Source organism: Fusobacterium mortiferum ATCC 9817, from assembly GCF_000158195.2.
Lineage (GTDB): Bacteria > Fusobacteriota > Fusobacteriia > Fusobacteriales > Fusobacteriaceae > Fusobacterium_A > Fusobacterium_A mortiferum.
In genome coordinates, this window is record NZ_GL987988.1 from 617,660 (window position 1) to 641,777 (window position 24,118).

Below are 24,118 nucleotides of genomic sequence, written 5' to 3' on the forward strand. Positions count from 1 at the left end.
AAGATACCCAATATAATTCTCCTGGATTCTCATTATCTCCTATGAGTTTTTTATTTCTTCCTCGGTTTCTTTTTTAACTTTTAAACCTTTAAAAATAGCATTTATACTATGAGCTATTCTTAGTACTTCTGTTGTCCCTAATATTATTAAAGGAATTTCTGGAAATTTATATTCTTTATACATATCTCTCAGTTCTTTTTCTCTAAAGAAAGAGCAACTATTATATATTAATTCAGAGGCATTTAAAGCCATTCCCTCCATATCCATATTTTCCATAGAGATATTATCTTTATCTTTGAGAGTTCCCTTATAACATCTCATCATTTCATTATTATATCTTAGTAACTCTGATTCATCAGGTCTTTGAAATTCTATTTCTCCTATCCCCTCTACTTCTACTTTTGCTATTTTTACTTTTTTAGCCTCTTTTTCTCTTACTTTATTTAAAAAATCTTGGAATGTTACCATTTTTCCTCCTGTTATTTGAGAGGGAATTACTCCCTCTCTTTTATTTTAATTCTGTTACTGTTTCAGCTTGTCCAGTTAGTTGAATCTCCTTTACTTTTCCTTTTTCAAAAGATGCTCTAGTTCTTTCATCAAAAGTTACTCCATCACATTTAGTTCTTTGTTTCTTAGTACCATTGATATTAGCATCATTCATAATAACTGTGATATCTTCATCTAGGTTAAACATATCTATTTCTTCTTCAGTTCCAGTACTTTTATATGTAAATGATATTTCATGAGTTTCTCCGACTAGAACTCTTATTTTACCACCAGGAACATCTGGATTATCTACTTCTTCATAATTATACTTAGTTTTTACTTCTCCCTTATTACAAGTACCAATTTTAACTCCAGCTACCCATACTTCTCCAGCATTACCATTATGATAACCACTTCTTTTATGTGCCATTTACTTCCTCCTACATGTATATATTGAATAAGAAATCTTCCATAATTCCACTAACTTTTATATTAGCTTTTAAGAATACATTAGTTCCTACTGTCATTTGTCTTACTTTTTCATCATCCCAACTTTCAACTTCTTCTTGCCCATATTTAGCATAGTTAGCAAGTCTTTGCTGGTCTAAATCAATAAAAGATATATTCTCAAAATTAGGGTCTAAGATATAGTCTATTGCTAAACCTTTAAAATAGCTATTAATTGCACTTATTAGTAACATTTGATTATTAGTTATATTAGGATATTTTCCTTTGTATGATTTATCCCAAGCTGTATAAATATCACAATAGATTAAATCCATCTTTTCAACAGTATTTATATGAGTCATTTCTATTGTTACATCTTGTCCAATAGTACTTAAACTATTTACAGCTCTAGCTACTTTTACTATTCCTTCATCATTGAATAATACAAACTCTCCATTCCCAATAGCTGTATCTAACTCTTCAGGTTCAATTACATTTGAGAATTTTCCAAGTTCAAAGGCAATGGCAGACATATTTAATGAAATACCAGCTAAGAATCCAAGCAAGTATGGAACAGCTTGATTTCCTGTAACCTCTCCTCTATCATCAGAGAAAGTAACTTTTTCATTAGTGAAGTTTACTATTCCCATATCATCTGGAGCTGTTAGTTTATGTCCTACCATCTTATATCTTTTTTTATCATTTTTTCTTTTTGCTTTTACCCAAGTAACTAATTCAGTAGCATAAGAATTATCTGGAGTTCCTATCCAACAGTTTCTTGGGATAACTCCTCCAATAACTTTCAACTTATCTGTAATTAGCTCCTCTTCTCCTACTTTAAATACATATAATTTCAAAGGAATCCCTTCTAGTGCATCCTTTACTAATTTAACATTATCTTTAGTAAATTTTGCTTGCTCTTCACTTGTGAAATCTTCAATAGTTTTATAATATTTTTTAGGTTCTCCTGGTGTTGTATCATTTAATATTAATACAGCATCTCCTCTTTCAGCTCTTTTTACAGCTGTAACTCCTAGCCCCTTAAATATAATATCCAATTGTGGCATAGTATTAGTCGTTGACATACTCTTCTACCCCTCCTATATATAAATTTTCCATCATTTCCGATACTTTTTCTTCATACTCTTCAAATACATATAAATCAAAATTGAATAGTAAATCTCCATCTGATTCAGTTGAATCAACTTCTAAAACTTCTGTAACTAGTCCATCTAGTAACTCTATTACTGGATTATCAGAGAATATTTCAATTAGTTTTTCTTGTATGCCTAAAAGTTCTCCAATATCATCATCCTTTTTAGGATGATAGATTATTCTTACATTTAAAGTTGTTTCCCTAAATTTTTTCATATAATCAGATGCTTTTAAATTTTCAAAATATATATGAATAGAGCCTCTCCTATATCCTTCTTTAACATCTCTACACTCTATAGGAGTATCTTTCAGTTCCTTTCTTAATTTAGCTACTAATATGGTTAAAATATCTTTTGAACTAATCATTTCATACCTCAAAATCCATTTTTTTCAAATAAATCCTCTAACATTTTTTGAGAATTTTCTTCAAATTCCTCTGTAAATTCATTAGCTGTATCTCTAAATACAAACTTCCCTTTTACTCTTCCTAATTCTGTTCCATTTTTACCTCTAACAATTCTATGCCCCTCTTCAATGAGATGAGCATGTGGAGCAGCTGAATACACTCTACAAGCAAAATCTCCTTTAAATTCATAAGGTTTTCCATCTTTGATGCTTCTATGATAATATCCAGAATCTTTTTTTACTCTTTTCTTAGCTACTTCTAAAGTTTTTTTCTTTAAAATTTTAGCTTGTTTTTTTACAAATTTTTTAGTTTCTCCATCAGCACTACTAGCTAATTTACTAAGTTCTTTACATACATCATCAAAGCTCCCCATAGAACTCCTTTTTTAAAGTACAATGTACTTCAATATAATTATTTTTATTAAAAGCTGGAATAATATGAGATATTTCATATTTAGTTCCTTTATAATAGATAATATCAGCTTGAGTAATATCAGTTTTTCTCATAATAATTTTAAATTTTATATCTGTATATTCAAAATCTTCTGAGGTAGTTATAGAATTAGCTGATAGAGGTATGATATCAGCCCAAACTTTTTTATATAGCTTATATTCCCTCTTATCTCCTAAGTTCCCTTCTACTATCTGCTCTCTATGAATCTCAACTCTATTATTTAATCTACTAGCTAATACCTTCTCACTCATCTATTACCCCTGCCTTTAATCTAGTATAGATACTACTTAATATATTATTTACTTTAAACTCTGTATCGGTAGAGGCTCTATTTTCATATCTATCAGCTATGACTATAAGCATAGCCATATTATATGTTTCAGAATTTCCTTCTTCATTAAATTTTACTCCAGTAGAATCTTCAATCTCCTCTTTAGCATATTCTGTAAAGAGATTGATGAGAGTATCATCTTCATCAGAATCAACTCTCAAATATTCTTTTATATTCTCTAAAGTTAATACTCTCATATTACTCCTTTTAATTATTCAATAGGTGCTGTATCATATTGTAAAAATACAATAGCTTTTTCATCAAATTTTTGAACATCCATTCTTAATAAACCTCTTACTTTTGTTGAATTAGTTTCAAAAGCTCCAGCTCCTATATTTGTAGAATCAACAGTTAAAAGTTGTCTATCAAATAGAGTAATTGCTCTTTTGAAATCTCCAATTATTACAGGAGCTTTAGTAGTATCATTTGCTAATACTTTATCTGGATATACTTTTACTGGTCTACCTTTCAATAATTTTTGAGTAGGTTTAGTAGGGTCTGGTTGTAATAAATAGTTCCCATCTGTATCTTTCATCTTATCTAATTCATTAAATCCTGTTTGGTTAGTAACTACAATAGCATTAGCTGAGATAGCTGGGTCTAATGTCTTATTAAGAACTGTTTTTATATCATCAATTCCTTTCATTGCTGTTTTACTAAAGGTACTTAATGAATCCCCTATTAATTTATTTTCAGTAGCTACTTTTTTCTTAGCAAACCATTTACTTACATGATATAGTAAATTTCCTTTATTATCTTTTAATAAATTATTAGGAATAGGTAAAATACCACCATAAGTTTTACAAGAGTAAGGAATTGCTTTAAAATCTCCATTTTCAATATCTGAAATTTTTGAACCTTCAGTGACTTCAGCAAAAGGAGTATATTCTCCATCAACTTCTATAACTCTTGTTCCAGTAAGAGTAGATACAGGTTCTACATATACTAAATCTCTAAGAGAACTATAATCTCTAGCTAATTCTATTACTTGTGTTTCTTGGTCTTTTGGAATTAATAGTCCACCATCAGCATCTGCAGTAGATGATAGAGCTGCTTGTATTGTCATTTTTTCATCTAATGAAGCATTCCCTTTTAAAAAGCTAACAAAGGCATTTTCGTAAGCTTGCGAATCTATCCCATTAGATATATTTTTATTATCTAATACAGTTCCTTTTAAATTAGCTTGAATTTCTCCTTCTTCTTTTAAAGCTAGGTTTAATTTTGCTTCTAAAGTTTCAATATTTAAAGTTGTTGCATTGATTTCATCTATTGTTGATGTTCCACTAGCTAGTACTTTTCTTGCATTTTCTTTAGCTGCTCTTAAATCTTCTTTTATTAAATCTGACCTTTTCATTCAATCAATCCTCCATTTTTAATCTTAATTTTAACTTTGCTTTTTCTAGTTCAATTCTTTTTAATTCTTCTTTATTTTCACTTTGACTTTTTTCAATTTTATTTAACTTTGCTTTAAATATTTCTGGCATCTTATCATTTGGAGTTAATCCATCAAGACAAGCAGCTGTTCTATTTTCTCCATCTACAACTATATCAAAATAATTTTGAGCCTCTATCCCAGTCAACCAAGTTTCATTATCCATTAATTCTAATATTTTTTCATTACTTATATCAGTTAATGCTTTTGTCTTATAAATATCAGCCATATTTATATCCATTTTTTCTAACATAGAAATTGTTTCTAATAAATCATTTTTATTTCCAGCTGTACATATCCAAGAACGATGAATCATAAGATAAGCATTTTTAGGAATATGGATTTCATCTCCAGCCATTGCTATTATTGAAGCAATACTAGCAGCTACTCCATCTACATATACTTTCTTTTTACCTTCATGTCTTTTTAACATATGATAAATAGCTAATCCAGCAAATACATTCCCACCAGATGAGTTAATAAAGATATTTAAATCTTTATTTTTTACTGTGTCTAGGAGTTCTTTTATTTCTGTTGGGGTTACTTCATCTCCCCACCATTTATCAGAACTAATTTCTCCATAAATAGATAATTCTGCTATATTATCTTGAGCTTTTATTTCAAAGTATCCAGTGTTTTTACCATTATTCTGTAATTGTATTTTTATTTTCATCTCCTCCTTTCGTATATTGTTCTCCAGCTTTATCTAGGCTGATAGCATTTCCATTTCCTACAAGTTTATCCCCTCCCTTTACATATGGTAAATTTAGTGCTTCTCGAACTTCATTAGGTGTCATAATGAAGTTTTGAACATAGTTTGAATATACATTAGCTTTAGTTTGGTTATCCATTTTAAATAGAATATCTTCATTTATAACTAACCTTTGCCCTCTTTCTAAATCTCTTGGATGAAGTAGCTTATAACTCAATTCCTGTTCGTAGATTAAAAATAAAGGTTGCAATGTATTTACATAAAAATCTAACTGTTGAGTTTCGCTATTACTATATGAACTTTTGGTATAATCATTTATGACATTAGGTTTTATTCCAAAGGCAGCAGCTATTTGAAGAGCTGTATTCTTATTATTTTCAAAGAACTGAGAATCAGCTAGTTTCATTTCTAATAACTGAGCTTGATATCCCATAGGTAAAGGAATAAAAGCTCCACTCTCTTTAGCTTTAGCAAAATTTGCTATCTTATCCACCATATTTTTAGCTTTAGCATCATTTAATTCTCCAGTATAATGAACTACTACTTTAGTTCCTAATGTAGAACTGGAATATATTCTCTTTAAAAAGTTCAAAGCTGACTTTTGAGTATTTAGTTGAGTTTTTAAAATATCACGAACTGCTGTTCCAGATAGTCCATCCCAACTCATATGAGTTTTGAAATGTAATATATCATCTTGTAAAAATGAATATCTTTTTCCACTTCTACTGTCATTCCACACATACCAAATACTATCTTTTAGTCCAAAATAGCCTTTGTTATCAATCCAAATTTCAACTTCATTACTGGGTAATTGCCAGAGATTTTTAATTTTTTTCCCATCTCTTTCGATATAGACATAAGAGTTCCCATAATGATTACGATTTAATTCTACTGTTTGCCAAAATGTTATAGCACTCATATATGGATTAGGTCTTATATTTAATAGTAAATCTAAATCATTATCAAATATGGTTTCTCTTCCTTTTTTCTTAGTAATCTCTCTTTTCTCCCATTGCATTTTCCCTAAACTTTCAGATAGATGCTTTAAGCAAATAAAATATATAGTTTCAGATATATCTTGTTGTACCTCTGTATCTTCATTAAGTTGTCCTAAGATGTCAAAAAGAGAGTTTGAATCTGTATTTATAGGTGTACCACTCTTTGAAGCTCCTGAAAGCTTAGCTAATATTTTTTTTATAATCTCAAACACCTCCTATTCATAGATGCTTTCTATTAAATCTGAATATTTATTATAATCAAATACAAATTCATAGTATTGAGCTAGTTTAAATGCTGCTAATAGAGAGTCAACTGGGTCAATTCTCTTTCTAGTGGCATCTTTATCAATTTTAATTAATCCATTACTTTGTCTTACTACTGCATTTTTCATGGCAAAGTTTAATACAGGATTAGGAAGGTATATGATATTGCCCTCATATACCTGTTCTCTGAATCCAGCTGTACTCTCATTTAATGATTTATGTGATTGATATACTTCTACACATTTATGTCCTTGATTAGATAAGTCCATCATCATTTTTGAAGAGTTTGCTGGGTCAAAACAAAGAGTATCTATATTTAATTGATTTTCAGTACAGAACTTTGTTACATACTCCCACACTACACCTTGGTCTACTACTTGAGAATTAGTTATAGTGATATATCCTTGCTTAGCCCAGCTAAGATATGGCATCTTATCAACTATTTCTCTTTCTCTAAGTTTTTCAATATTAGGTACAAAAGAATGGCTAAATACAATATACTTTGTAACTCCATTTTCATCTTTAACTGGAATAACAAAGCCTACTGATGTTAAGTCAATCTTAGCTGACATGTCAAAACCTACAAAAACATCTTTATTAGATATTTCAAAGGGTAATTTTTTTACTTCACAAGCTTTCCATTTAGCTATGTCCATATATCCATTCTCAGTAGCTTGTACCCAAATATTTAAGCACTTAGTCATAAAGGCTATCATCTTTTCTGGAATCATCTTAGCTACTTCATAATCAGATGCTAATTTATTTATCCCCTCTTGATAATAAGCTCTTATTGGATTAGCTTTTTTCCAAGTTTCTAAACTTCCTTTATCATCTCCCTCATCAGCTTCACATATATCTACAAAATACTCATCATTATCTAAATCTACATCTGGATTAAGTAAATCAGAGCAATAAGCATATTCCTGAGTAAAACATGGAGCATTTAAATCCATTCCAGCTGTGGTAATAATAAATAATAAAGGTTCTTTAGATGCTGCCCCCAATCCTAAGTCATAAAACTCTGTAGTAGGGTGTTGATGATATTCATCTAATATGAGAACAGCTGGGTTAGTTCCATCCCCATTTTTCCCATCTTGTTTACTGAGAGGATTTAGAAAGGAATTAGATTTGATATGAATAATTTTATCTCTTATTATTTTGAATTTTGGAGCTAAAACACTTCCCCTTAACATATTTTGAGCCTCTACAAATAGTAGTTTTGACTGGTCTTTTTTAGTTGCTGCACAATAGGTTTCTAAAGTTTCTTGATTTTTAGTAGACATAACTGAAATCTCATAGAGAACTGAACCAGCTTGCATTTGAGTTTTAGCATTTTTTCTAGCAACTTCAACAAAAGCTTTTCTAAATCTCCTTTTCCCTTCTTTAGTTTTCCATCCATATACTTGACATAGTATGAATTTTTGCCAAGAAGTTAAAATAATAGGTTGTCCAGCTAACTCTCCTTTTGAGTGCCTCAAATAAGTAAACCATTTCACTATTTTTTCAGCTTCTAACTCATTCCAAATATATTTAGCATTTTCAATGTCCTTTAAAAATCTCATACAAGCCCATTTATGCTTTTTACCACTTACTATTTCTCCAGAGATACATTTATTAGAATAATCTATAAGTTCTTCTAATATAGTCATATATCTCCAAACTCTTCATTAGTCTGATTTGATTCAATCTTAATATCTCCAGTTATTAGTTTAAGCTTCCCATCTAGTGTTAAGCCTAATAGACTTGCATATTTTTTAATCTCATCTGAATATCTCAATTCAAGCTGTACCAAGTTATTTAGCTCTTTTCCTATTCTGAATTTAGTTCCTACTTGTTTAACTATCTCACTATATCTAGCTACAGCATTACAGTAAGCTCCTAAGTTGTTATAATCTAAATTATTAAAAATAGGAGTTGATTCTAGTTCTTTTACTAGTCTTTTCCATTCAGCTATTGCAACATCATCTACTAACCAATCTGGAGGATGCTTTAGCTGTTCTCTTCCTACAAAGGTTTTTGCTCTCTCTTCCTCAAGCTCTTTTACTTGTCTTTCTACAACGGTAAGATGCTTGGTTGTATCTCTTAATGATTTTCTAGCTCCCATATTTACACCTACTTTCATAATTTTTTATAAAAATTTTCTATTGGGAATTTCGTGAAAAGAAAGGGGAAGATGCGGTCTTTAAGCTCTCTCCTAAAACTTTTTTATACCCCCCTACCCTTCTAGGAATTGAGTAGTATATAGTTTTAAATATTCTCTTAACTCTGCCTGTACTAGTTTGATATCTTCATCTCTATATCTTTTATGTATTTCTCGATGAGCTATATCACTTACAGGAATTAGATTAGCTAATTCGTAAGCTTGCGATTCATCTTCTTCAAGTTCTATGATATGATGTACTAGTTTAGCTGGAATAGCTTTAGTATATTTAAATAAAGTATATACACAAATATTATCGAATTTATTCATACATTCTTTTCTTACTTTATCCCAGTGGGATGAGTTATAGAATGTTTTGTTTTTTCTGAAATATTTATCATATAACTTATTCTCTTCTTTTCTTGAATCACAACCATTTGGACATTTTTGTCCTACTGGATGCAATCTCCTACATTTAGGACAAAACTTCATTATCATTTCAAATACTCCTCAGCTTCTTTCTTTTTCAATTCAAGCTCTATTTTTTTAAATTCCAAATCTACTTTTTTCAATTCTGTGTCTACTTTAATCTTTTCTATCTCAGCTTTTTCTTTATCTGGATATATTTTTTCTATCTCTTTTCTAATAGTCATCATCTTTTGGATTCTATTTAATCTTGTATCAGCTGCTATTTCAAAGTCAGCATCTATAATTTCTTCTCCATCAGCATATCTATCATCAGTTAAATCTTGAATTTGATTTATCTCTTTTCTAGCTATCTCATTTATTTTTTCTTCAATTTCTTTTTTTGCTTTTTCAGATTCTTCAGTAAATCTCTCATATCCTACTTTAGTTCTACTACCTTTTATCCAAGCATCTCCTTTTATCTCACTTCTTTTTTTTATTTTTTTCAAAGTGTTATATGATACTTTATAAATAAATGCTAGTGTTTTTAAATCTTCTCCTAACTCATATCTCATTCTTATTTCAAATTCTTTTCTCTTAGTTATTGCTGCTATTTGTACCACCTCTTAAAAAGATATAAAAAAGATAAGAATAATAAAGAGTGAAAACTAGGTAATTAACTGTATTAGAAATATTCTTTGATTTAAACTAATATAAAATTATTTTTAAGTATTAATAATTTTATGCTTTAGAGCTTTTTAAAATAGCCGACTATATCAGATTAATCAGTAAAAAAAATAGAATTTAAAAAATTCTCATAAATTTGTTTATTTTTAATTGATAAGTATTTCTTTTTTATTTGATTTTCATAGTCTTTCCGATGTTTAGATATAACATTATTCTTTACTATGTCTAGTAGGAAGGAATAATCAAATACCCAACTCTCTCTTTTTAAGTATTCAAACACTCCTCTTTCCTCTTTTAAATACTCTGGAATATTTTTGGAGAGTTTTTTCAGCTTCATTCTTTCAATTCTCTTATTTTTTTCATTTCTTCTAAAATTATTGAAATCTTTAGTTAAATTAGCTTTAATTATTTCAAGTTGCTTGATAGGTTTTACTTTTAATTCTTGCTCCAATGCTTCATAGAATATTTTTTTTAATATATCAACTTCTAAAAAAGTTTTAAGAGAGTTATCACAATTTATTTTTTCCATGATGTTTCTATAATAATCTCTTCCAAAGAGAACTTCTACTCTAGTTAGTTCTCTATCTAAAAAAAGATTATTCCTATATAACATCTCAAAAGTTTTATCATATATTTTGATAACTTTTCCTGTAATATCTTTTTTAGTATCTAATTTAGAATTAATATATATGCTTCTATCTCTTTTTATCTTATCTGGAATATTGGAATCAGTTGCACTATATAAACCTAAAGCTTTTTTATAATTAGCTCTTAATAGTAATAGGATTACTTCATTCAATTCTGAATAAGATTTATCAAGAGTAATATTAATTTCTAATTCTCTTATTTTTGCTTCTGATATATCTATATCTACTCCAGCATCTTTCAATACTTTTAATATTTGATTCAAACAATTATAAACTTCAGCTTGGCTGGAATTATAAATATTGTGTTCATTTACAATTTTATTAGCATTAAATTCAAGAGTGGCATAACTATATATTTCTCCACTATCTTTTAAATTTTTTGAAAATACTAGATGAAATGCTTTCTCTTTGATTTCAAATCTTTCAATGTACTCAAATTTATTTGTTATCTCTTTTCTTTCCAGTTGCTCGAAGTTTTTGATATTGAAATTACTTAAAACTATCCTATCTATTCCAATAACTCCTAGCTTACTAGAATCAATATTCATAACCATCTCCTTTATTTGAGCTAATCTGCCATCCCCTTTCCCGAACCTACCCGTGTTCACATATAAGTTCAACCAAATGACTAGCTACAAATTTTATTTATTATTTTTGAATTTAAAATAGGCTGTAACAATAATAGTAGCTGCTACTCCTACTACAAATCCAACTGCTCCATGAAGTAAAGCTTGCATTAAACCACCTCCTGAAATTTTTACAAAAAATAAAAGAGCTGAGATTTACATTTCTGTAAACCGCAGCTCCTCAAGCTCTAATTCAAATTCAATTTTATTTTAAATCAATCTGGATTTCCTCTCCACAACGGGAACAGTTAAAATAACATTTTTCTCCATCTAGTTTTAAGTTTTTTACACGACTTGGAAAACTGAGAACTCCATTCTTGGTAGAGAGTAAAAATTGATTACACTTCTCGCAAAAATATTCTTTGTCATTTTTGGAATCAATCTTAAATCTCATATCAAAATATTAGCATACATCAGAATAAAAAGCAACCACTTTTTTATATGCTATCCTCCCTTTTGCCTTGATATATATAGTTTAGCATAAAAAAATATTTTTTCAAGGGGTTGTGATAAAAAAGTGTACTTCTAAAAGTACACTTTTTTTGCTGGATTATATTTAGTTCATCTATCTTTTATTCTTAAATAAATTTTTTATTAGTTGAATTTTATTTCAAATTCTACGCTTTCAAAATCATTAAATTTAGCAACTCCTATGATAGTTTTAGGACTTACAAATGTTATTTCAGCATTATTTTCTTTAGTTATTTTACTAATAGTTTTAAAAGATAGTTTTTCTATTTCTCTATGTTGTTGATGTAATTCATATAAATTGTTAGGAGTTTTTTTTGTAATTTTTTCGAGTTCAAACATATGATATGCCATTATTTTTTTTATACTATTTTCAATTTTTTGTTTAAATTCTTCTTTAGTCATCTGTTTTCCTCTCTCTTTCTAAATTTTACTCTCCATTCAGCTTCTTCTATCTCTTCATCATTGAACTCATGATTTCCACAAAAATAATTAAATTTATTGTGTATGCTTCCATCAGAACAATAACATTCCCAAGGGTCATAAGTCAATTTAAACCTATTCATAAATTTACAATTATTACACTTTTTCCCAACTTGTTCTAACTCTTTATTTAATTCTTCTTCACATCTCTTTTTATCTGGAATGATTACTTTAAAATAATATACTACTGCTACACTAAAGGCTGCTATTCCTAAAGTTATTAATAATTTGTTCTCCATTTTCTACCTCTTTCTTTTTTCTATAAAAATTTTTATTTTTATAATTATAACTACCAAAATTATAAAAATAAATACTAAAATTGGAAATATTAAAAATTTTAATGGAATTTCATAATTAATAGGTACTATAATAAGCATTATTCCTCCCACTCTGCTATATCCTCAAGTTCAAATTCTTCACTTTCGTACCATGCCCCACACTTTGAGCAATACAAATTGTCAGCTATAGTTTCTCCTTCTAATTTTCTTAAACACTTTCCAATAGGATTACCTTTTTTATCTATATTGTAATCGCTGCTCATAACTCTAGTTAATGATATTCTTATTTTTCCACCACATTTTTTACACTCCCAAGCTCCCATTTTATCCTCTCCAATCTGCTATAAGTTGTATTAAATAGTTTTCTTCTCCACAATCTTGACATCTATAAATTTCTTCGGCTTCTCTTTCCTCTTCTATGATAAATCCATTTTCATCTAAGCTATCTTTATAATGCCTTTCAAACTTAACTTTTCCACCACATTCTTTACAGGCCCACATATTTTATCTGCCTCCTATATAAACCACTTAAATAATTTTACTTTAATGATAAAGTTTAATAAGTCAATACCATATGATATTGCAAATATAAAAGTAAGTAATATTATTAATAAAATTATTGGATCTTTTTGATTATTTTTCACTATTCCACCTCTATTATTGTATTTTCATCACAGCAATATCTTAGATTAGTAGAGCCCAAGCTTTTTATAAATTCCCTCACTGCATCTTTAACCTTTTTAAATTCCTCTCCATCATAGTCTATAAAATCATTCATATCCTCATATCCTTCATCCTCAGCTTGAGTTTCAAAAGTACTTTGTATATCTCTTTCTATAAAGGTTTCATCAAATACCTCTTCTGGAATAGTCCCATAAATTGTATATCCCATTTCTTTGTATTCTTTTATATCTTCAACCATATCAGATGGTATATATTTAACATCTTTAAATCTACTTACAGCACAAACAAAATAACTTATATTTTCATAATCTTTTAATTTAATTTTTCTCATTTTCCACCTCAAACTTTAAAAATTTTCTTTTAGGTTGTTTACCTCTATTATATTTGTTAAGAAATATATTTATATACCATGTAGCTAGTGTTTCCAGGTCTTTATTTTTTTTACTAAATCTTTTTTCTTTTTCTCCAACTATTCTAAAATTACCTAGAATATAGGTATATTTATCTACTATTTCATCAACATCTATGATGTCATCTTTTATTATCTTGCTATCTACTTCTTGGGATATTATCTTTAGTTTTATAAAAATCCCTCCTTCCAAAATTTTTATTTTTTATTCAATATCTTTAATAATTTCTCATCAGCTGAAGTATATGTATGAGCATATATTCCTAAAGTTGTTTCTATATTCTCATGTCCTAATCTTTTAGCAATAGTTAGAATATCTACTCCATTATTAAATAGATAAGAAGCATGACTATGTCTTAAATCATGGATTCTTATTTTTTTTAATCCAGCTTTTTCACTATATATTCTTAAATCATTTTCAAATAGATGCTTAGTATATGGGAATAATCTCATAGTTTTGCTTGGTTTATATAACATTTTCAAATATCTTTCTAATAGTTCTACTACACTATCTGGAATAGTTACTACTCTTTTTGATTTTGTAGTTTTAGGAGCTGTTATTACATCTTCTCCCTCTAATCTTTGATAACTTTTAGATATAGAGATAGTTTTATTTCTTAAATCTATATCTTTAAGAGTTAAAGCTAGTAGTTCTCCTATTCTAATACCAGTCCAGAATAAAATATTAAAACCAACATAGTTAGGCATCTTATTTTTTATAAATTGACTAAATTTTTCAAACTCTTCAGGTGTCCATATTATCATTTCTTCGGCTTTTTTCTTTCCCATGCTCCCTGCTTTATGACATGGATTTTCTTTCATATTGTGATATTTTACAGCATAATTAAATATAGCTGTTAGTTGGTTATTTATTGTTTTTAAATATGTAGGAGAGTATGGGGTATTTTTAATAGATACCCCACTTATTAAAGTATTTTGCCATTGCCTTACTTTTACTGGTGTAATGCTATCTAGCTTTAGTTTAGAAAAGAATGGTAAAATTTTATCTTCAATAATTTTTTTCTTAGTCATCATAGTATGTTTTCTTAATCTATGTGTCATATCTTCCATATATAATTCATACAAGCTCTGGAAAGTCATTCTATTATTGAAAGTAGCTTTCATTATAAATTCTCTCTCATAATCTAAAGCTTCTCTTTTAGTTGCAAATCCTCTTTTGGTAGTTTGAATATTAGTTCCAGTATAATCTCTATAATAAAATACAGCTCTCCAAGTTTTACCATCTTTAAATGCTGGCATAATTATCCCCCTTATGCTAGATTATACTTTTCAAAGAAGTATTTTTTATTAACTCTTCCTCTTAATGTTTCAAATCCTTTTTCTTTTAATTGTTTATTCAATTTTCTTATAACAGCATAAGCTGTATTTTCTTTTACTTGAAGTATTTCTTGAACATCCTCTACTCTTAAAAAATCTTTATCTTTCATTGTTAAACCTCCAATATATTTCTTCAAATTTTTTCTCATCTACTTTTCCAGGAATAATATTTTTTCCATTTTCTCTTAATTCTTCATTAGCTATTTTCATATATCTGTATGCTAAAGTCATATTGATTTTATATTTAGTTATTACTTGATGAATCCCAAGTAATTTATTATTGTTAGTAGTACTTTCTTTAGAGAAAAAAATTTCTTTATTTACTATAAAATCATTAAAGTTATACCCCAAATTTTCTTTTTTTAGATATGTACAAAAGAATTTCTTATATTCATCAAGAGTTACATTTAAATTTTTTAAAATATTTTTTAAATTTTCTGGATAAATATTAAGCTGTCCATTTTCATATTTTCTTAAAGTTGTAGATTTTTTATTGATTCTTTTACTTAATTCTATTTGTGGTATTTTTAATTTTTGTCTTAATTTTCTTAATACTTGCCCAATTATAATATTTTTGTTATCTTCAGTCTTGGGAAAGAACTTTTCTAACTCTTGGATGAAAGAAGTTTGACTAGATTTATTAACTAAGACTTCCATACTTTTATTAAATAAGATATATTGTGGTCTACCACTTCTTTTTATTCCAAGGAGATAATCATGGTTTTCTATTTGATAAAAACTCATCTTTATTATAGAACTACTTGATGAATTGTCCTTTTTTATTCCAAGTTTCTCCATTTTTTCTTTAAATGATAGTTTTATATTTAATTGGTTAAAATAGTATATTATTTTATCCATTAGTATCATCCCCTAAAAATTGTTTTTTATAAAATTCGCAAGTTCCGAATTTTGAAATTTCTTTATTATACATCTCACTTTTTTTATTACAGCAAATTAGAACTTCATCATTCCCAATGCTATTACAAAATTTACAAGTGTAACAACTATCTATCTCTTTATACATCTTCCACCTCTATTAGCTCAAACATAGTATCTATTGCTTTTGTAAAAATACCTTTATGAATAGTTATTTCTATAAATACTTTCATTAAACCACCTTCACTTTATAAGCTTTTTTAACTCCTACAGGTCTATAATCAGCTTTTGCCTGTTCTAATGTAATTTCAACCCAATGTTTATCTATTCTTTTTAAGATAATAGGAGAAAGATTTTTTTGTAAATGTTCATTATAAATAATAACAGCATCTTGAGGATAGGTTAAACTAGCTTTTTCTGCTTTTTCAAATATCTCCCCTCTGGAATTTATTTCAATTCCAGAGGTACTTTTAACAATATAATTAAAACCCATTTGTTTTCTCCTTTATATCAACTGGGGTATAATTTAATACATTCGCCAATTTTATTAATAGTTGATGTGCTTCATCATATGTTTTTTGAATAGGAATAAGAGTTGTTATCTCTCCAGCTGAGGTATTCCAATAAGATTTTAAATTAGGATATCTAACTATACAAAAACCTTCTTCATAATCACATGAATCTATAAGATAGATACTCCCATCCTCATCTTTATAAAAATGAGATATAGGTTTCTCCTCTATAATCTCAGCATCTGTAGGTAATTGTAAATTATTTTCATTCTCTCTTGCTTTCTCTTCCTGTTCTATTTCTTTTTGTAATTCCTTTAACTCTTTTATTAAGACTGAAATATTCTCTTTTTCTTTTACTAGTTCTTTTAAGGAAGTAGCTTTTTCTATTCTTTTTTTAAAAAAATTACAAGTCTTTTTTATATGAGGTTGTAGTTCTTTTGGTTTTTCAACTATTTCAGGAGTTCCAATTATCTCAACCATATCTTCTACTTTTTTTAACTCTAATTCTAATATTTTTTCTCTAACTTCTACATCAACTGCTTTTTTAGTTAATAATTTAACTGCTGGAATAGATAAAGATGATATATGGACTTTTTTATCTGGAGCTAACATATACAGTTCAAATCTTTTAGTCAATTCAGATACTTTATCTTTATTAAGTCCATTGAACTTATACCAATCAGTAAATGTCATTTCTCCATAATCTCCATATTTTTTTAACTTTTGTCTTACATCATACAAAGCTTTACATATTTCATATAAATTTTCTGAATAAGCTTTAAATCCTTTAAATAAGATTTTTTCTCTTTCAATGATATAATTTTTTTCTTCTTCAGTGATGACATAAGCTCCAAACTTAAAATCACTATGGTATTCTTCTTCATTTTGGTTTTCAGTTAATTGATTTTTTAATTGCTTAAATATTTCTATATCTGCCATTATAGTAATACCTCCAAAGCTCTCTCTATAATAGCTCTAAATTTTGAACTATTATACTTTGTTTTATCAAATAGTGTATTTCCTTCTTCTATCAATCGAGATATAATAGCTGATTGAGATATAGGACATGATACAAAGATACTTGTATCTACTAAAGTTTCAACTAATTTTTTGTAATATTCCTTTTCCACTTTGCATCTAGTGGCTCTATTTGGTATGATAGCTTTTATCTTACTATATTCAGCTTTTCTCAACATATTTGTTATACTTGAAGTAGTTACTGAATCTAGGAATGTAGGTATTACTATCTGGTCTGCTACTTCTAAGAAAATATCATCTAGGCTTAAAACTGGTGTAGCATCTATGTAGATGTAGTCAAATAACTTTTTGATAACTTTTATAAAATCTCTAAAATTATCTATATCTTTATCTGGAATATTCATAGTAGTTAATGGTATGTAGTATAGATTATCTCTTAATTCTAAATATGTTCCATTTTTCTTTGTTATCCAGTACTCTAAACCATTTTCAAAATTATTTTCTTTTATTCCAGCAAAACGAGGTATATTATTTTGAGAATCTGAAGTGATGATTAATACCTGTTTATCTTTTAAAGCTGTTGCATGAGCTAATTGGAGAGTGAGCCAGCTTTTGCCTACTCCCCCTTTATTTGCTTTTACTAATATAACTTTACTCATAAGTTCTCCTATCTATCTAACATCCAAAATACAAATCCTAATACAATTAGGCAAAATAATAAATCAAATATTTCTCTTTCCATTATTCTCCTATGCTCTCTTCAAAATCTCTTTAAAATTATCTATATCAAAGTTTCTCTTACTTTCTCCAATGACAGCATGTTGGTAACACATTTCATTAATCCTATCAGCTATTCTTGAACTAAATCTACTTTCAATAGAGAGTTTAGCTTCTATCTGTTCTTTAGGTAATCCTTTATTAAATAAAACTAAGTTAGTAGTAATAATTAAAGGTTTTTCAGCTCTGTATCTAGTATCAATTAATGAGAATACCTTATCTTGTGTCCATTCTTTTACATTTTCTACTCCCATATCATCTATGATGAGTAAATCACAATTTTTCACATATTCTAATACATCTTTTTCTGCCTCTGCCCATTCTCTTTGGAGCTTATTTATATATAGTCCTAAATTCATTACTAATACTGTCTTTCCATTTTCCATAAGTCTATTAGCAATACAGGCACTTGCAAAAGTTTTTCCTGTTCCGACATTACCAAATAAAAATAATCCAGTCTTAATATTTTCCTTTAGAAATGATTTACTGTATTTATTAGCTAAAGACATGATACTAGAGTTCATATCAGCTATCTCAAATTTACTCTTTAAGAATTTATTGTCTATTACTGAAATATCTCTATATTTTTTAACTTTATTCAAAATACATTGATGTTGTCTTTCTTTTTCAGCTTGTTCCATTTCAATGATTTTTTGCTTTTCTAAACAATCGCAAGCTGGAATAAATTTAATTTGCTCTTTCATTGAGAGAGGCATCCAATCTGGTAATGTAACTGGATTTTTAATATACTCTTTTCCACAATATTTACATTTCATTTCATCACTCTCCTTTATAGGATGTCATCTAAACTATTATTAGTTTTATATTGAAGTGTTTCTATTCCTATTTTATCTTTAGCTTTATTATGAGTTTTATAAAATCCAGCCATTATTTTATTAATTTGAGATTCCGTTGTATAAGTAGATAAAGGTGGGATTTTATCTGTTTCTCCTTGTAGATAATCAGAGTTATAAATATTAAGAAGTAAGTCATCTATTATATTTTGATATCTACTAGGCTGAAAAACTAAATTTACTTGATGTTCATTACTATTTGTAGCTTTCATTATGATTTTTTTAAGTTCAGTAAGTTTTTCTTTATAAGAGAGAGATAGGAGATGATTTTTCTTTTCTCTCTCTATATCTATCTCTTTATCTATCTCTATATCTTTCTCTATCTCTGTGTGACTATTTGTGACAAGCTGTGACTTAGTTGTGACATTGTCACACTTTTTATTTTCAAGTAAAAGTTTTTCTCTTTCTCTTGCTCTTTGTTGCCTTTTTCTTTCAGCTGCTGCTGTTTCACTACCAATACTTCCTACTACTTCTGGTAGGATATATTCATCTGGTAACTCTCCAAACTCTATGAGATTATTTTTTTGAAGATATAGTACTGTCATTTGGATATCTTCAACATTCTCATCTAGTTCTAAAGCTAGCTCTTCTACAAAATTATCTTCTACCCCTTCATAATATAGCTTTCCTTCATTAGTAAGAGATAAAAGTTGCATTTTAAGATAGATGATGGTAAATGTATCTCCTCCAGCCATTTTCCTAAGTTTTTTTATACTCTTTTGTTTAAAAAAATTATCTTTTAACTTTAACCAAAAGTATTTTTTAGCCATTATTTTTTATCCCTTCTTTCTCCATAACCTCTTGTATCTTAGCTAATTTCCCATATTTTTCTATTAATTGTGTAAGTCTTGTATATGGCATAATATTCCTCCTTGTATTATCTGGAGAAATATGATAAAATAAAATTGGAATTGGAAAATGGACATTTCAAATTCTTTCGAGAGGTTATTCCCAGTAACCTCTTTTTTTATTCTTTTCATATTTCCTCACTTATTATTTTTTCTACTTCATATTTAAATACTCTTGTCTTAAATGATGCTCCACAAATATTACATTTATAATATCTAATTCTTTTATTATTTTTAATTTTGCTACAATAAGACTTTAGTTTTTTATTACATTCTGGACATCTAATCATTGGTAATCCTTTTAGCTATAATTTCAGCTTCTATCTTACTATTTTCATCTCCTAGTTTTCCTCTACATTCTTTTACATAATTAATTAAATAGTTTCTATTTTTATCATCTATTTCTTCTAATTTTTTTTCTTCCTTTTTTAAAGAATGATATTTTTGGAAATATTGATGAAATTTTTTATTAAAATCGGAAGCTAGTTTAACTAATTTTGCTTGATAATCAGCAGGTAATTCTTTTGCAAATTCATATAATCCCTCTACATGTTTTACTCTTAACTCAAAAAGATAATCTTGTATCTCCCATTGTTCATCTCTTCTTTTATCGTCTAACGAATCAATCACTTCACTATTTCTTAGAGCTTCTTCAATAGTCATAACATGACACATTAGATTCATACTTCTTTCTAGTTCCATACTAGGAATACTTTGTTTTGCCATAAAATTCTCCTTTCGTTATTTGGTATGCTATCTTTTTTACAGTTCCACAGCTCAACTATCTCTCGCCTACAAACAGTTTTAGAGTTCTGTCAACTACCTCGCTAGTATTATTATTTGTAAAGATTGATACAAATAGATAAAAGTGTGTTATTATTTAATAACGGCAGAATCAAAAATATTTTTAATTTTTATTAATGTTTCTTCATCTTGTTTTTGGATTCTATTATATAACCAAACTCTTGAAATATTTAACTTTTTAGCTAATTCTGTCATTGTGATATTTCTATTTAAACATTCAATTTTAATTTGTTTCAAATTCACAATATCCCTCCTAAAAACTATTATCATTTGTTAATGATAATATATCACAAATGTTATCATCTGTCAATAGAAAAAAATAAAACTATTTACAGTTGTTAATATTGATATTATAATTATAATAAGAGGTGGAAAAATGGAAGATAAAATAAATGACTATGTTGTTCCAGTTGAAATAAGAGAAAAACTAGGAGCATACATAAAAGCTAGAAGAGATGAGTTAGCAATAGGATTAAACCAAATATCTGTTAAAACAGGTGTTGCTAGTTCGTTGTGGTCACGTTTAGAAAATGGAAAAGTTCTAAAAATAAATCCATTTTTATTAAAAAAAATAGGCGAAGGTTTGAAAATTGACTATAAGGAGTTGTACAAAATAGTGGGATACTTGGATGAAGATAAAAATGAGATAATTGGAAATATTGATTTAAACTTAGAATATAAAAAAGTTCCATTATATAGTTCTATCAGTGCTGGATATGGAGCTTGTGAATCAGATGTAATTGACTATATTGCATTACCGATGGTTAATGCTTTTTCTGGAGATGTATTTGCCGTAAGAGTAAATGGAGATAGTATGGAACATACAATAGAAAATCATTCTATTGTTTTTATTAAAAGAGATTCGGAAGTTGCGAATAAAAAAATTGGAGCTTTCTTATTGAATAATGAGGCTCTTTTAAAAAGATATTATATAACTGATAATGGTGTATTCCTAAGAAGTGATAATAGAGAGTACCCAGATATTAGAGTAAGAGAACATGATGATTTTATAATTGTAGGTAGATATATTGGTAGTGTTATCAATGAAGATGATATGTAATTAATATAAAAGGGGATTGGTAATGGATAAACTAGAAAATTATATAATTGTTAGTTTAGAAACAACAGGTTTAAATCATTTAGTAGATGAAATTTTAAAAATAGAAGCTATAAGAATAGAAAATGGTAATATAGTAGATACTTTTAAAGAATTTATAAAACCAAAGTTTGAAATTCCAAAAGAGGCGAGTAGAATAAATGGAATAACTTTTGAAGATGTTAAAAATTCCCCATCAATAGAAGATGTTTTAGATAAATTTAAAAATTTTAGAAAAAAAGGAGATATTTTAGTAGCCTATAATGCTGAATTTGTAAGTAAATTTATAGGTTTTAATTTTAAACGATATAAAAACTCTATTTTTTCACATGAGTTTATAGATTTATTATCACTAGTAAGATATATTTATAAGAATATACCTTCTTATAATCTTAAATATGTTGCAACATATTTAAAAATAGATTCAACTAATAAAGATAAAACTATTATATGTTATGAAATTTTAAAAAATTTAAAAAATAAAATAGGAGATAATCAAGAAAAAATATTTAATGGAAGTGAATGTATAATTAAATATTTGGATGAAAAGAAATTAAAAAAACTTAATAAAGATTCTGGATACAAAAAAGAAGTAAAGAAAAAATGGTTGCTAATAATTTTAACTTTTTTAGTAGTATTTTTAGGTTGTATCTTTATAAATAGAAATAGTAATGAAAAAATTCTTGAAATGAAATATGGCACTAGTTTTGATGGAAAAATAGCTCCACAAATATCAGATGGAAAGATAAAGTTAGAGATAACAGCTAATGTTCCAGATGGAGCAATATTAGAAACAACACTAGTAGGTTACAAGGGAAAAGAGCCAACTTTTAATGTCCAAAACATTGTTATAAAAGATGGTAAAGGAGAATTTATAGCAGATATTAGTGATTGGAATCATGGTTACCTTTCAGCAATGGCAATGTTTAGATTTAATTCTGATGAGATAATCCAGCCTAAAAATATAAAAGCTCTATATGGAGAACATGGAGAAAAAATGGAAGGAGTTTTTATTCAAGAAAATCATTTAAAAGGATATAATGGTATTTTAAAATACAAACAAATACCATATCCAAGCTATGAAGTTTTAAGAGCTGAAAATAAAGATAATTTTAATTATATAATAATTAATACTTTTAAAGATGTTCCAAAAAGTATTGTAAATGATATACAGATACTAGAATTGACAAACTATTCAATAAGAATTAATATAGTTGTAGGAGATGGATGGTATAATTTATCTTTATCTCAAAAAGAGAAATTAGTAACTCAACTATCGTTAGCTTTTAAAGAATTAGCTGTAAAAAATTATCAAGCAGCTAATAATGAAAATGTAGTTGTATTTTTTATGAGTAAAAGTGGAAATGAAGTAGCAGCTCCCAAAGTTTTTGGAGGATATGAGATAAAGTAAAATAAATATTTTAAAGAGGAAAATATGGGATTATATACTAAAATAGATAAATATTTAACAGATTTAAATGGGAATATATTTAAAATGGATGAATTTATTAGTTCTCTCTCTGAGGATGTAATAAAAGAATTTAAACTAATTCCAGATAATGATAATAAAAGTTTTATAGAAGAGAGATTAAAAAAATTTTTATTTTCTGTATTAAAAAATAAAAAGATGTTAGCTCTTTATAATGGGAATAGTAATGATTATATTTTGTTTGATAGTGATGAAGCTAAAATAATTTTTCTTTTTAAGAAATTTGGATTCCCAATTTTAGACCAGCCTTTTCAATATTCCTTATTATCAAGAGAGCTAAATGAACTTTTTAAAATATATGATGGAATTATCAAAGAAGAAAAAATTCAAAAGCTAAAACTAAGAAACTTTTTAAAAGAATATTGCGAAGAGGTTTATCTAATAATTAAGCCTACTATAATTTGTAATTCATCAAACGATACAGAAGTATTACTTGAAGTTATAGGGAAAAATTTAGAAATGGAATATTTAAAGAAAATTGATAATAAACATTCAAAAATTATAACATCTTTGAATAAAAGTGAACAAACTTTAAAAGAGCTGAATGTAGAGCTAAGTAATAGATATGAAGAGTTAGAAAAATTAAAGAAAGAAAATGAGGGGTTAAAGAAGAAATATAAAGATTCAACTTTATATAGCATATCTACAATGGGTATATTTTTAGCTATTTTTTCTTTAATTAGTATTAATGCCACTTCTGTATTTGAGTTAATAAAAGGAGAAAAAATTTTTTCAAAGTTTGGAGGGGTCTTATTAATAAATGGGGTAGTATTAATGGGAGTATCCAGTTTAATTTTGCTAATAAAATCTTTTTTTAGTTTGAGTGAAGATGAAAAAAAAATAAAAATATTAGAAAAGAAAGTTCTAGTTATTTCAATAATACTTTGTCTTAGTGGAGTTTTTCTTATATTTATTCAAGAGTTAAAATTAGGAAATAATAACTTTATTTTATTATTAAATATTTAAAATTATAACATAAAGTTTGACAATATTTTGACAATGAAAATCATAAAAAACTTATAAAATTATTAAAAA

35 protein-coding genes are annotated in these 24,118 nt (G+C 27.3%); 3 read left to right on the forward strand and 32 right to left on the reverse strand.

Annotated elements, in window-relative coordinates; genetic code table 11:
- Positions 1–39 precede the first annotated feature (39 nt).
- The 32 genes from FMAG_RS03900 to FMAG_RS13545 all read right to left on the reverse strand — a co-directional run bounded on the left by FMAG_RS03900 (position 40) and on the right by FMAG_RS13545 (position 20,741).
- Positions 40–468 carry a hypothetical protein gene (locus FMAG_RS03900; RefSeq protein ID WP_005884223.1) on the reverse strand — a complete coding sequence of 143 codons (429 nt, stop codon included), beginning with the start codon at positions 466–468 and terminating at the stop codon, positions 40–42.
- A gap of 40 nt (positions 469–508) precedes the next feature.
- A complete protein-coding gene (locus FMAG_RS03905; RefSeq protein ID WP_005884225.1) occupies positions 509–916 on the reverse strand; it encodes a hypothetical protein in 408 nt (135 codons plus the stop codon).
- Positions 917–926: 10 nt separating this feature from the next.
- Entirely contained in the window at positions 927–2,018 is a 1,092-nt protein-coding gene (locus FMAG_RS03910; protein ID WP_005884228.1) for a phage tail sheath C-terminal domain-containing protein, read from the reverse strand.
- Complete coding sequence (locus FMAG_RS03915) at positions 2,005–2,454, reverse strand: phage tail terminator family protein (RefSeq protein WP_005884230.1); 450 nt, start codon at positions 2,452–2,454, stop codon at positions 2,005–2,007. The genes FMAG_RS03910 and FMAG_RS03915 overlap by 14 nt, the downstream gene beginning before the upstream one ends.
- Positions 2,455–2,462: 8 nt before the next feature.
- Positions 2,463–2,867, reverse strand: coding sequence for an HK97 gp10 family phage protein (locus tag FMAG_RS03920; protein ID WP_005884232.1), 405 nt, complete (start codon positions 2,865–2,867; stop codon positions 2,463–2,465).
- Positions 2,854–3,198, reverse strand: a complete 345-nt coding sequence (locus FMAG_RS03925; RefSeq protein WP_005884234.1) for a head-tail adaptor protein — start codon at positions 3,196–3,198, stop codon at positions 2,854–2,856. Before FMAG_RS03925 ends, FMAG_RS03920 begins: the two co-directional genes overlap by 14 nt.
- Positions 3,191–3,475: a head-tail connector protein gene (locus tag FMAG_RS03930; protein WP_005884236.1), complete on the reverse strand. Its 285-nt coding sequence runs from the start codon at positions 3,473–3,475 to the stop codon at positions 3,191–3,193. The genes FMAG_RS03925 and FMAG_RS03930 overlap by 8 nt, the downstream gene beginning before the upstream one ends.
- 14 nt (positions 3,476–3,489) lie before the next feature.
- Positions 3,490–4,632, reverse strand: coding sequence for a phage major capsid protein (locus FMAG_RS03935; RefSeq protein ID WP_005884238.1), 1,143 nt, complete (start codon positions 4,630–4,632; stop codon positions 3,490–3,492).
- A gap of 4 nt (positions 4,633–4,636) precedes the next feature.
- Positions 4,637–5,383, reverse strand: coding sequence for a head maturation protease, ClpP-related (locus tag FMAG_RS03940; RefSeq protein WP_005884240.1), 747 nt, complete (start codon positions 5,381–5,383; stop codon positions 4,637–4,639).
- Positions 5,355–6,632: a phage portal protein gene (locus FMAG_RS03945; protein ID WP_005884242.1), complete on the reverse strand. Its 1,278-nt coding sequence runs from the start codon at positions 6,630–6,632 to the stop codon at positions 5,355–5,357. The genes FMAG_RS03940 and FMAG_RS03945 overlap by 29 nt, the downstream gene beginning before the upstream one ends.
- A 3-nt stretch (positions 6,633–6,635) precedes the next feature.
- The gene (locus FMAG_RS03950; RefSeq protein WP_005884244.1) at positions 6,636–8,333 is read right to left on the reverse strand and encodes a terminase large subunit; all 1,698 of its coding nucleotides are present in this window, start codon (positions 8,331–8,333) and stop codon (positions 6,636–6,638) included.
- Complete coding sequence (locus FMAG_RS03955; protein WP_005884246.1) at positions 8,330–8,788, reverse strand: P27 family phage terminase small subunit; 459 nt, start codon at positions 8,786–8,788, stop codon at positions 8,330–8,332. The genes FMAG_RS03950 and FMAG_RS03955 overlap by 4 nt, the downstream gene beginning before the upstream one ends.
- 111 nt (positions 8,789–8,899) lie before the next feature.
- Positions 8,900–9,322, reverse strand: a complete 423-nt coding sequence (locus tag FMAG_RS03960; protein WP_005884248.1) for a hypothetical protein — start codon at positions 9,320–9,322, stop codon at positions 8,900–8,902.
- Entirely contained in the window at positions 9,319–9,852 is a 534-nt protein-coding gene (locus tag FMAG_RS03965; protein ID WP_005884250.1) for a hypothetical protein, read from the reverse strand. Before FMAG_RS03965 ends, FMAG_RS03960 begins: the two co-directional genes overlap by 4 nt.
- Positions 9,853–10,010: 158 nt before the next feature.
- Positions 10,011–11,111 (reverse strand): hypothetical protein, encoded by a 1,101-nt coding sequence (locus FMAG_RS03970; RefSeq protein ID WP_005884252.1) that lies wholly within the window; start codon positions 11,109–11,111, stop codon positions 10,011–10,013.
- Positions 11,112–11,783: 672 nt separating this feature from the next.
- Complete coding sequence (locus FMAG_RS03975; RefSeq protein WP_005884256.1) at positions 11,784–12,062, reverse strand: hypothetical protein; 279 nt, start codon at positions 12,060–12,062, stop codon at positions 11,784–11,786.
- Complete coding sequence (locus tag FMAG_RS03980) at positions 12,059–12,379, reverse strand: hypothetical protein (RefSeq protein ID WP_005884258.1); 321 nt, start codon at positions 12,377–12,379, stop codon at positions 12,059–12,061. The genes FMAG_RS03975 and FMAG_RS03980 overlap by 4 nt, the downstream gene beginning before the upstream one ends.
- Positions 12,380–12,516: 137 nt before the next feature.
- Positions 12,517–12,741, reverse strand: coding sequence for a hypothetical protein (locus FMAG_RS03985; RefSeq protein ID WP_005884262.1), 225 nt, complete (start codon positions 12,739–12,741; stop codon positions 12,517–12,519).
- A gap of 1 nt (position 12,742) precedes the next feature.
- Complete coding sequence (locus FMAG_RS13740) at positions 12,743–12,919, reverse strand: hypothetical protein (RefSeq protein ID WP_005884264.1); 177 nt, start codon at positions 12,917–12,919, stop codon at positions 12,743–12,745.
- Positions 12,920–13,061: 142 nt separating this feature from the next.
- Complete coding sequence (locus tag FMAG_RS03990; protein WP_005884266.1) at positions 13,062–13,433, reverse strand: hypothetical protein; 372 nt, start codon at positions 13,431–13,433, stop codon at positions 13,062–13,064.
- Entirely contained in the window at positions 13,420–13,704 is a 285-nt protein-coding gene (locus FMAG_RS03995; RefSeq protein WP_005884268.1) for a hypothetical protein, read from the reverse strand. Before FMAG_RS03995 ends, FMAG_RS03990 begins: the two co-directional genes overlap by 14 nt.
- A 5-nt stretch (positions 13,705–13,709) precedes the next feature.
- Positions 13,710–14,771 (reverse strand): site-specific integrase, encoded by a 1,062-nt coding sequence (locus FMAG_RS04000; protein WP_005884270.1) that lies wholly within the window; start codon positions 14,769–14,771, stop codon positions 13,710–13,712.
- A gap of 11 nt (positions 14,772–14,782) precedes the next feature.
- On the reverse strand, positions 14,783–14,959 hold the full coding sequence (locus FMAG_RS04005; RefSeq protein ID WP_005884272.1) for a hypothetical protein: 177 nt from the start codon (positions 14,957–14,959) through the stop codon (positions 14,783–14,785).
- On the reverse strand, positions 14,949–15,707 hold the full coding sequence (locus tag FMAG_RS04010) for a helix-turn-helix domain-containing protein (RefSeq protein WP_005884274.1): 759 nt from the start codon (positions 15,705–15,707) through the stop codon (positions 14,949–14,951). Before FMAG_RS04010 ends, FMAG_RS04005 begins: the two co-directional genes overlap by 11 nt.
- Entirely contained in the window at positions 15,700–15,873 is a 174-nt protein-coding gene (locus tag FMAG_RS13745; RefSeq protein WP_005884276.1) for a hypothetical protein, read from the reverse strand. Before FMAG_RS13745 ends, FMAG_RS04010 begins: the two co-directional genes overlap by 8 nt.
- 84 nt (positions 15,874–15,957) lie before the next feature.
- A complete protein-coding gene (locus FMAG_RS04015; RefSeq protein WP_005884280.1) occupies positions 15,958–16,218 on the reverse strand; it encodes a hypothetical protein in 261 nt (86 codons plus the stop codon).
- Positions 16,208–17,176 carry a hypothetical protein gene (locus FMAG_RS04020; RefSeq protein WP_005884282.1) on the reverse strand — a complete coding sequence of 323 codons (969 nt, stop codon included), beginning with the start codon at positions 17,174–17,176 and terminating at the stop codon, positions 16,208–16,210. Before FMAG_RS04020 ends, FMAG_RS04015 begins: the two co-directional genes overlap by 11 nt.
- On the reverse strand, positions 17,176–17,874 hold the full coding sequence (locus FMAG_RS04025; RefSeq protein WP_005884284.1) for a ParA family protein: 699 nt from the start codon (positions 17,872–17,874) through the stop codon (positions 17,176–17,178). The genes FMAG_RS04020 and FMAG_RS04025 overlap by 1 nt, the downstream gene beginning before the upstream one ends.
- Positions 17,875–17,964: 90 nt before the next feature.
- Positions 17,965–18,768, reverse strand: coding sequence for an ATP-binding protein (locus FMAG_RS04030; protein ID WP_005884286.1), 804 nt, complete (start codon positions 18,766–18,768; stop codon positions 17,965–17,967).
- A 14-nt stretch (positions 18,769–18,782) separates the two neighbouring features.
- Complete coding sequence (locus FMAG_RS04035; RefSeq protein ID WP_005884288.1) at positions 18,783–19,616, reverse strand: phage replisome organizer N-terminal domain-containing protein; 834 nt, start codon at positions 19,614–19,616, stop codon at positions 18,783–18,785.
- A gap of 360 nt (positions 19,617–19,976) precedes the next feature.
- A complete protein-coding gene (locus FMAG_RS04040) occupies positions 19,977–20,420 on the reverse strand; it encodes a hypothetical protein (RefSeq protein WP_005884294.1) in 444 nt (147 codons plus the stop codon).
- A 150-nt stretch (positions 20,421–20,570) separates the two neighbouring features.
- Positions 20,571–20,741: an HTH domain-containing protein gene (locus tag FMAG_RS13545; RefSeq protein WP_005884296.1), complete on the reverse strand. Its 171-nt coding sequence runs from the start codon at positions 20,739–20,741 to the stop codon at positions 20,571–20,573.
- Between the two features lie 133 nt (positions 20,742–20,874).
- Between FMAG_RS13545 and FMAG_RS04045 the strand changes: the two genes are divergently transcribed.
- The 3 genes from FMAG_RS04045 to FMAG_RS04055 are packed head-to-tail and all read left to right on the forward strand — an operon-like array spanning position 20,875 to position 24,049.
- Positions 20,875–21,558, forward strand: coding sequence for a helix-turn-helix domain-containing protein (locus tag FMAG_RS04045; RefSeq protein WP_005884298.1), 684 nt, complete (start codon positions 20,875–20,877; stop codon positions 21,556–21,558).
- Positions 21,559–21,580: 22 nt separating this feature from the next.
- Complete coding sequence (locus tag FMAG_RS13230; protein WP_005884300.1) at positions 21,581–23,005, forward strand: 3'-5' exonuclease; 1,425 nt, start codon at positions 21,581–21,583, stop codon at positions 23,003–23,005.
- Between the two features lie 24 nt (positions 23,006–23,029).
- Complete coding sequence (locus FMAG_RS04055; protein ID WP_005884301.1) at positions 23,030–24,049, forward strand: hypothetical protein; 1,020 nt, start codon at positions 23,030–23,032, stop codon at positions 24,047–24,049.
- The last annotated feature ends 69 nt before the right edge of the window (positions 24,050–24,118 follow it).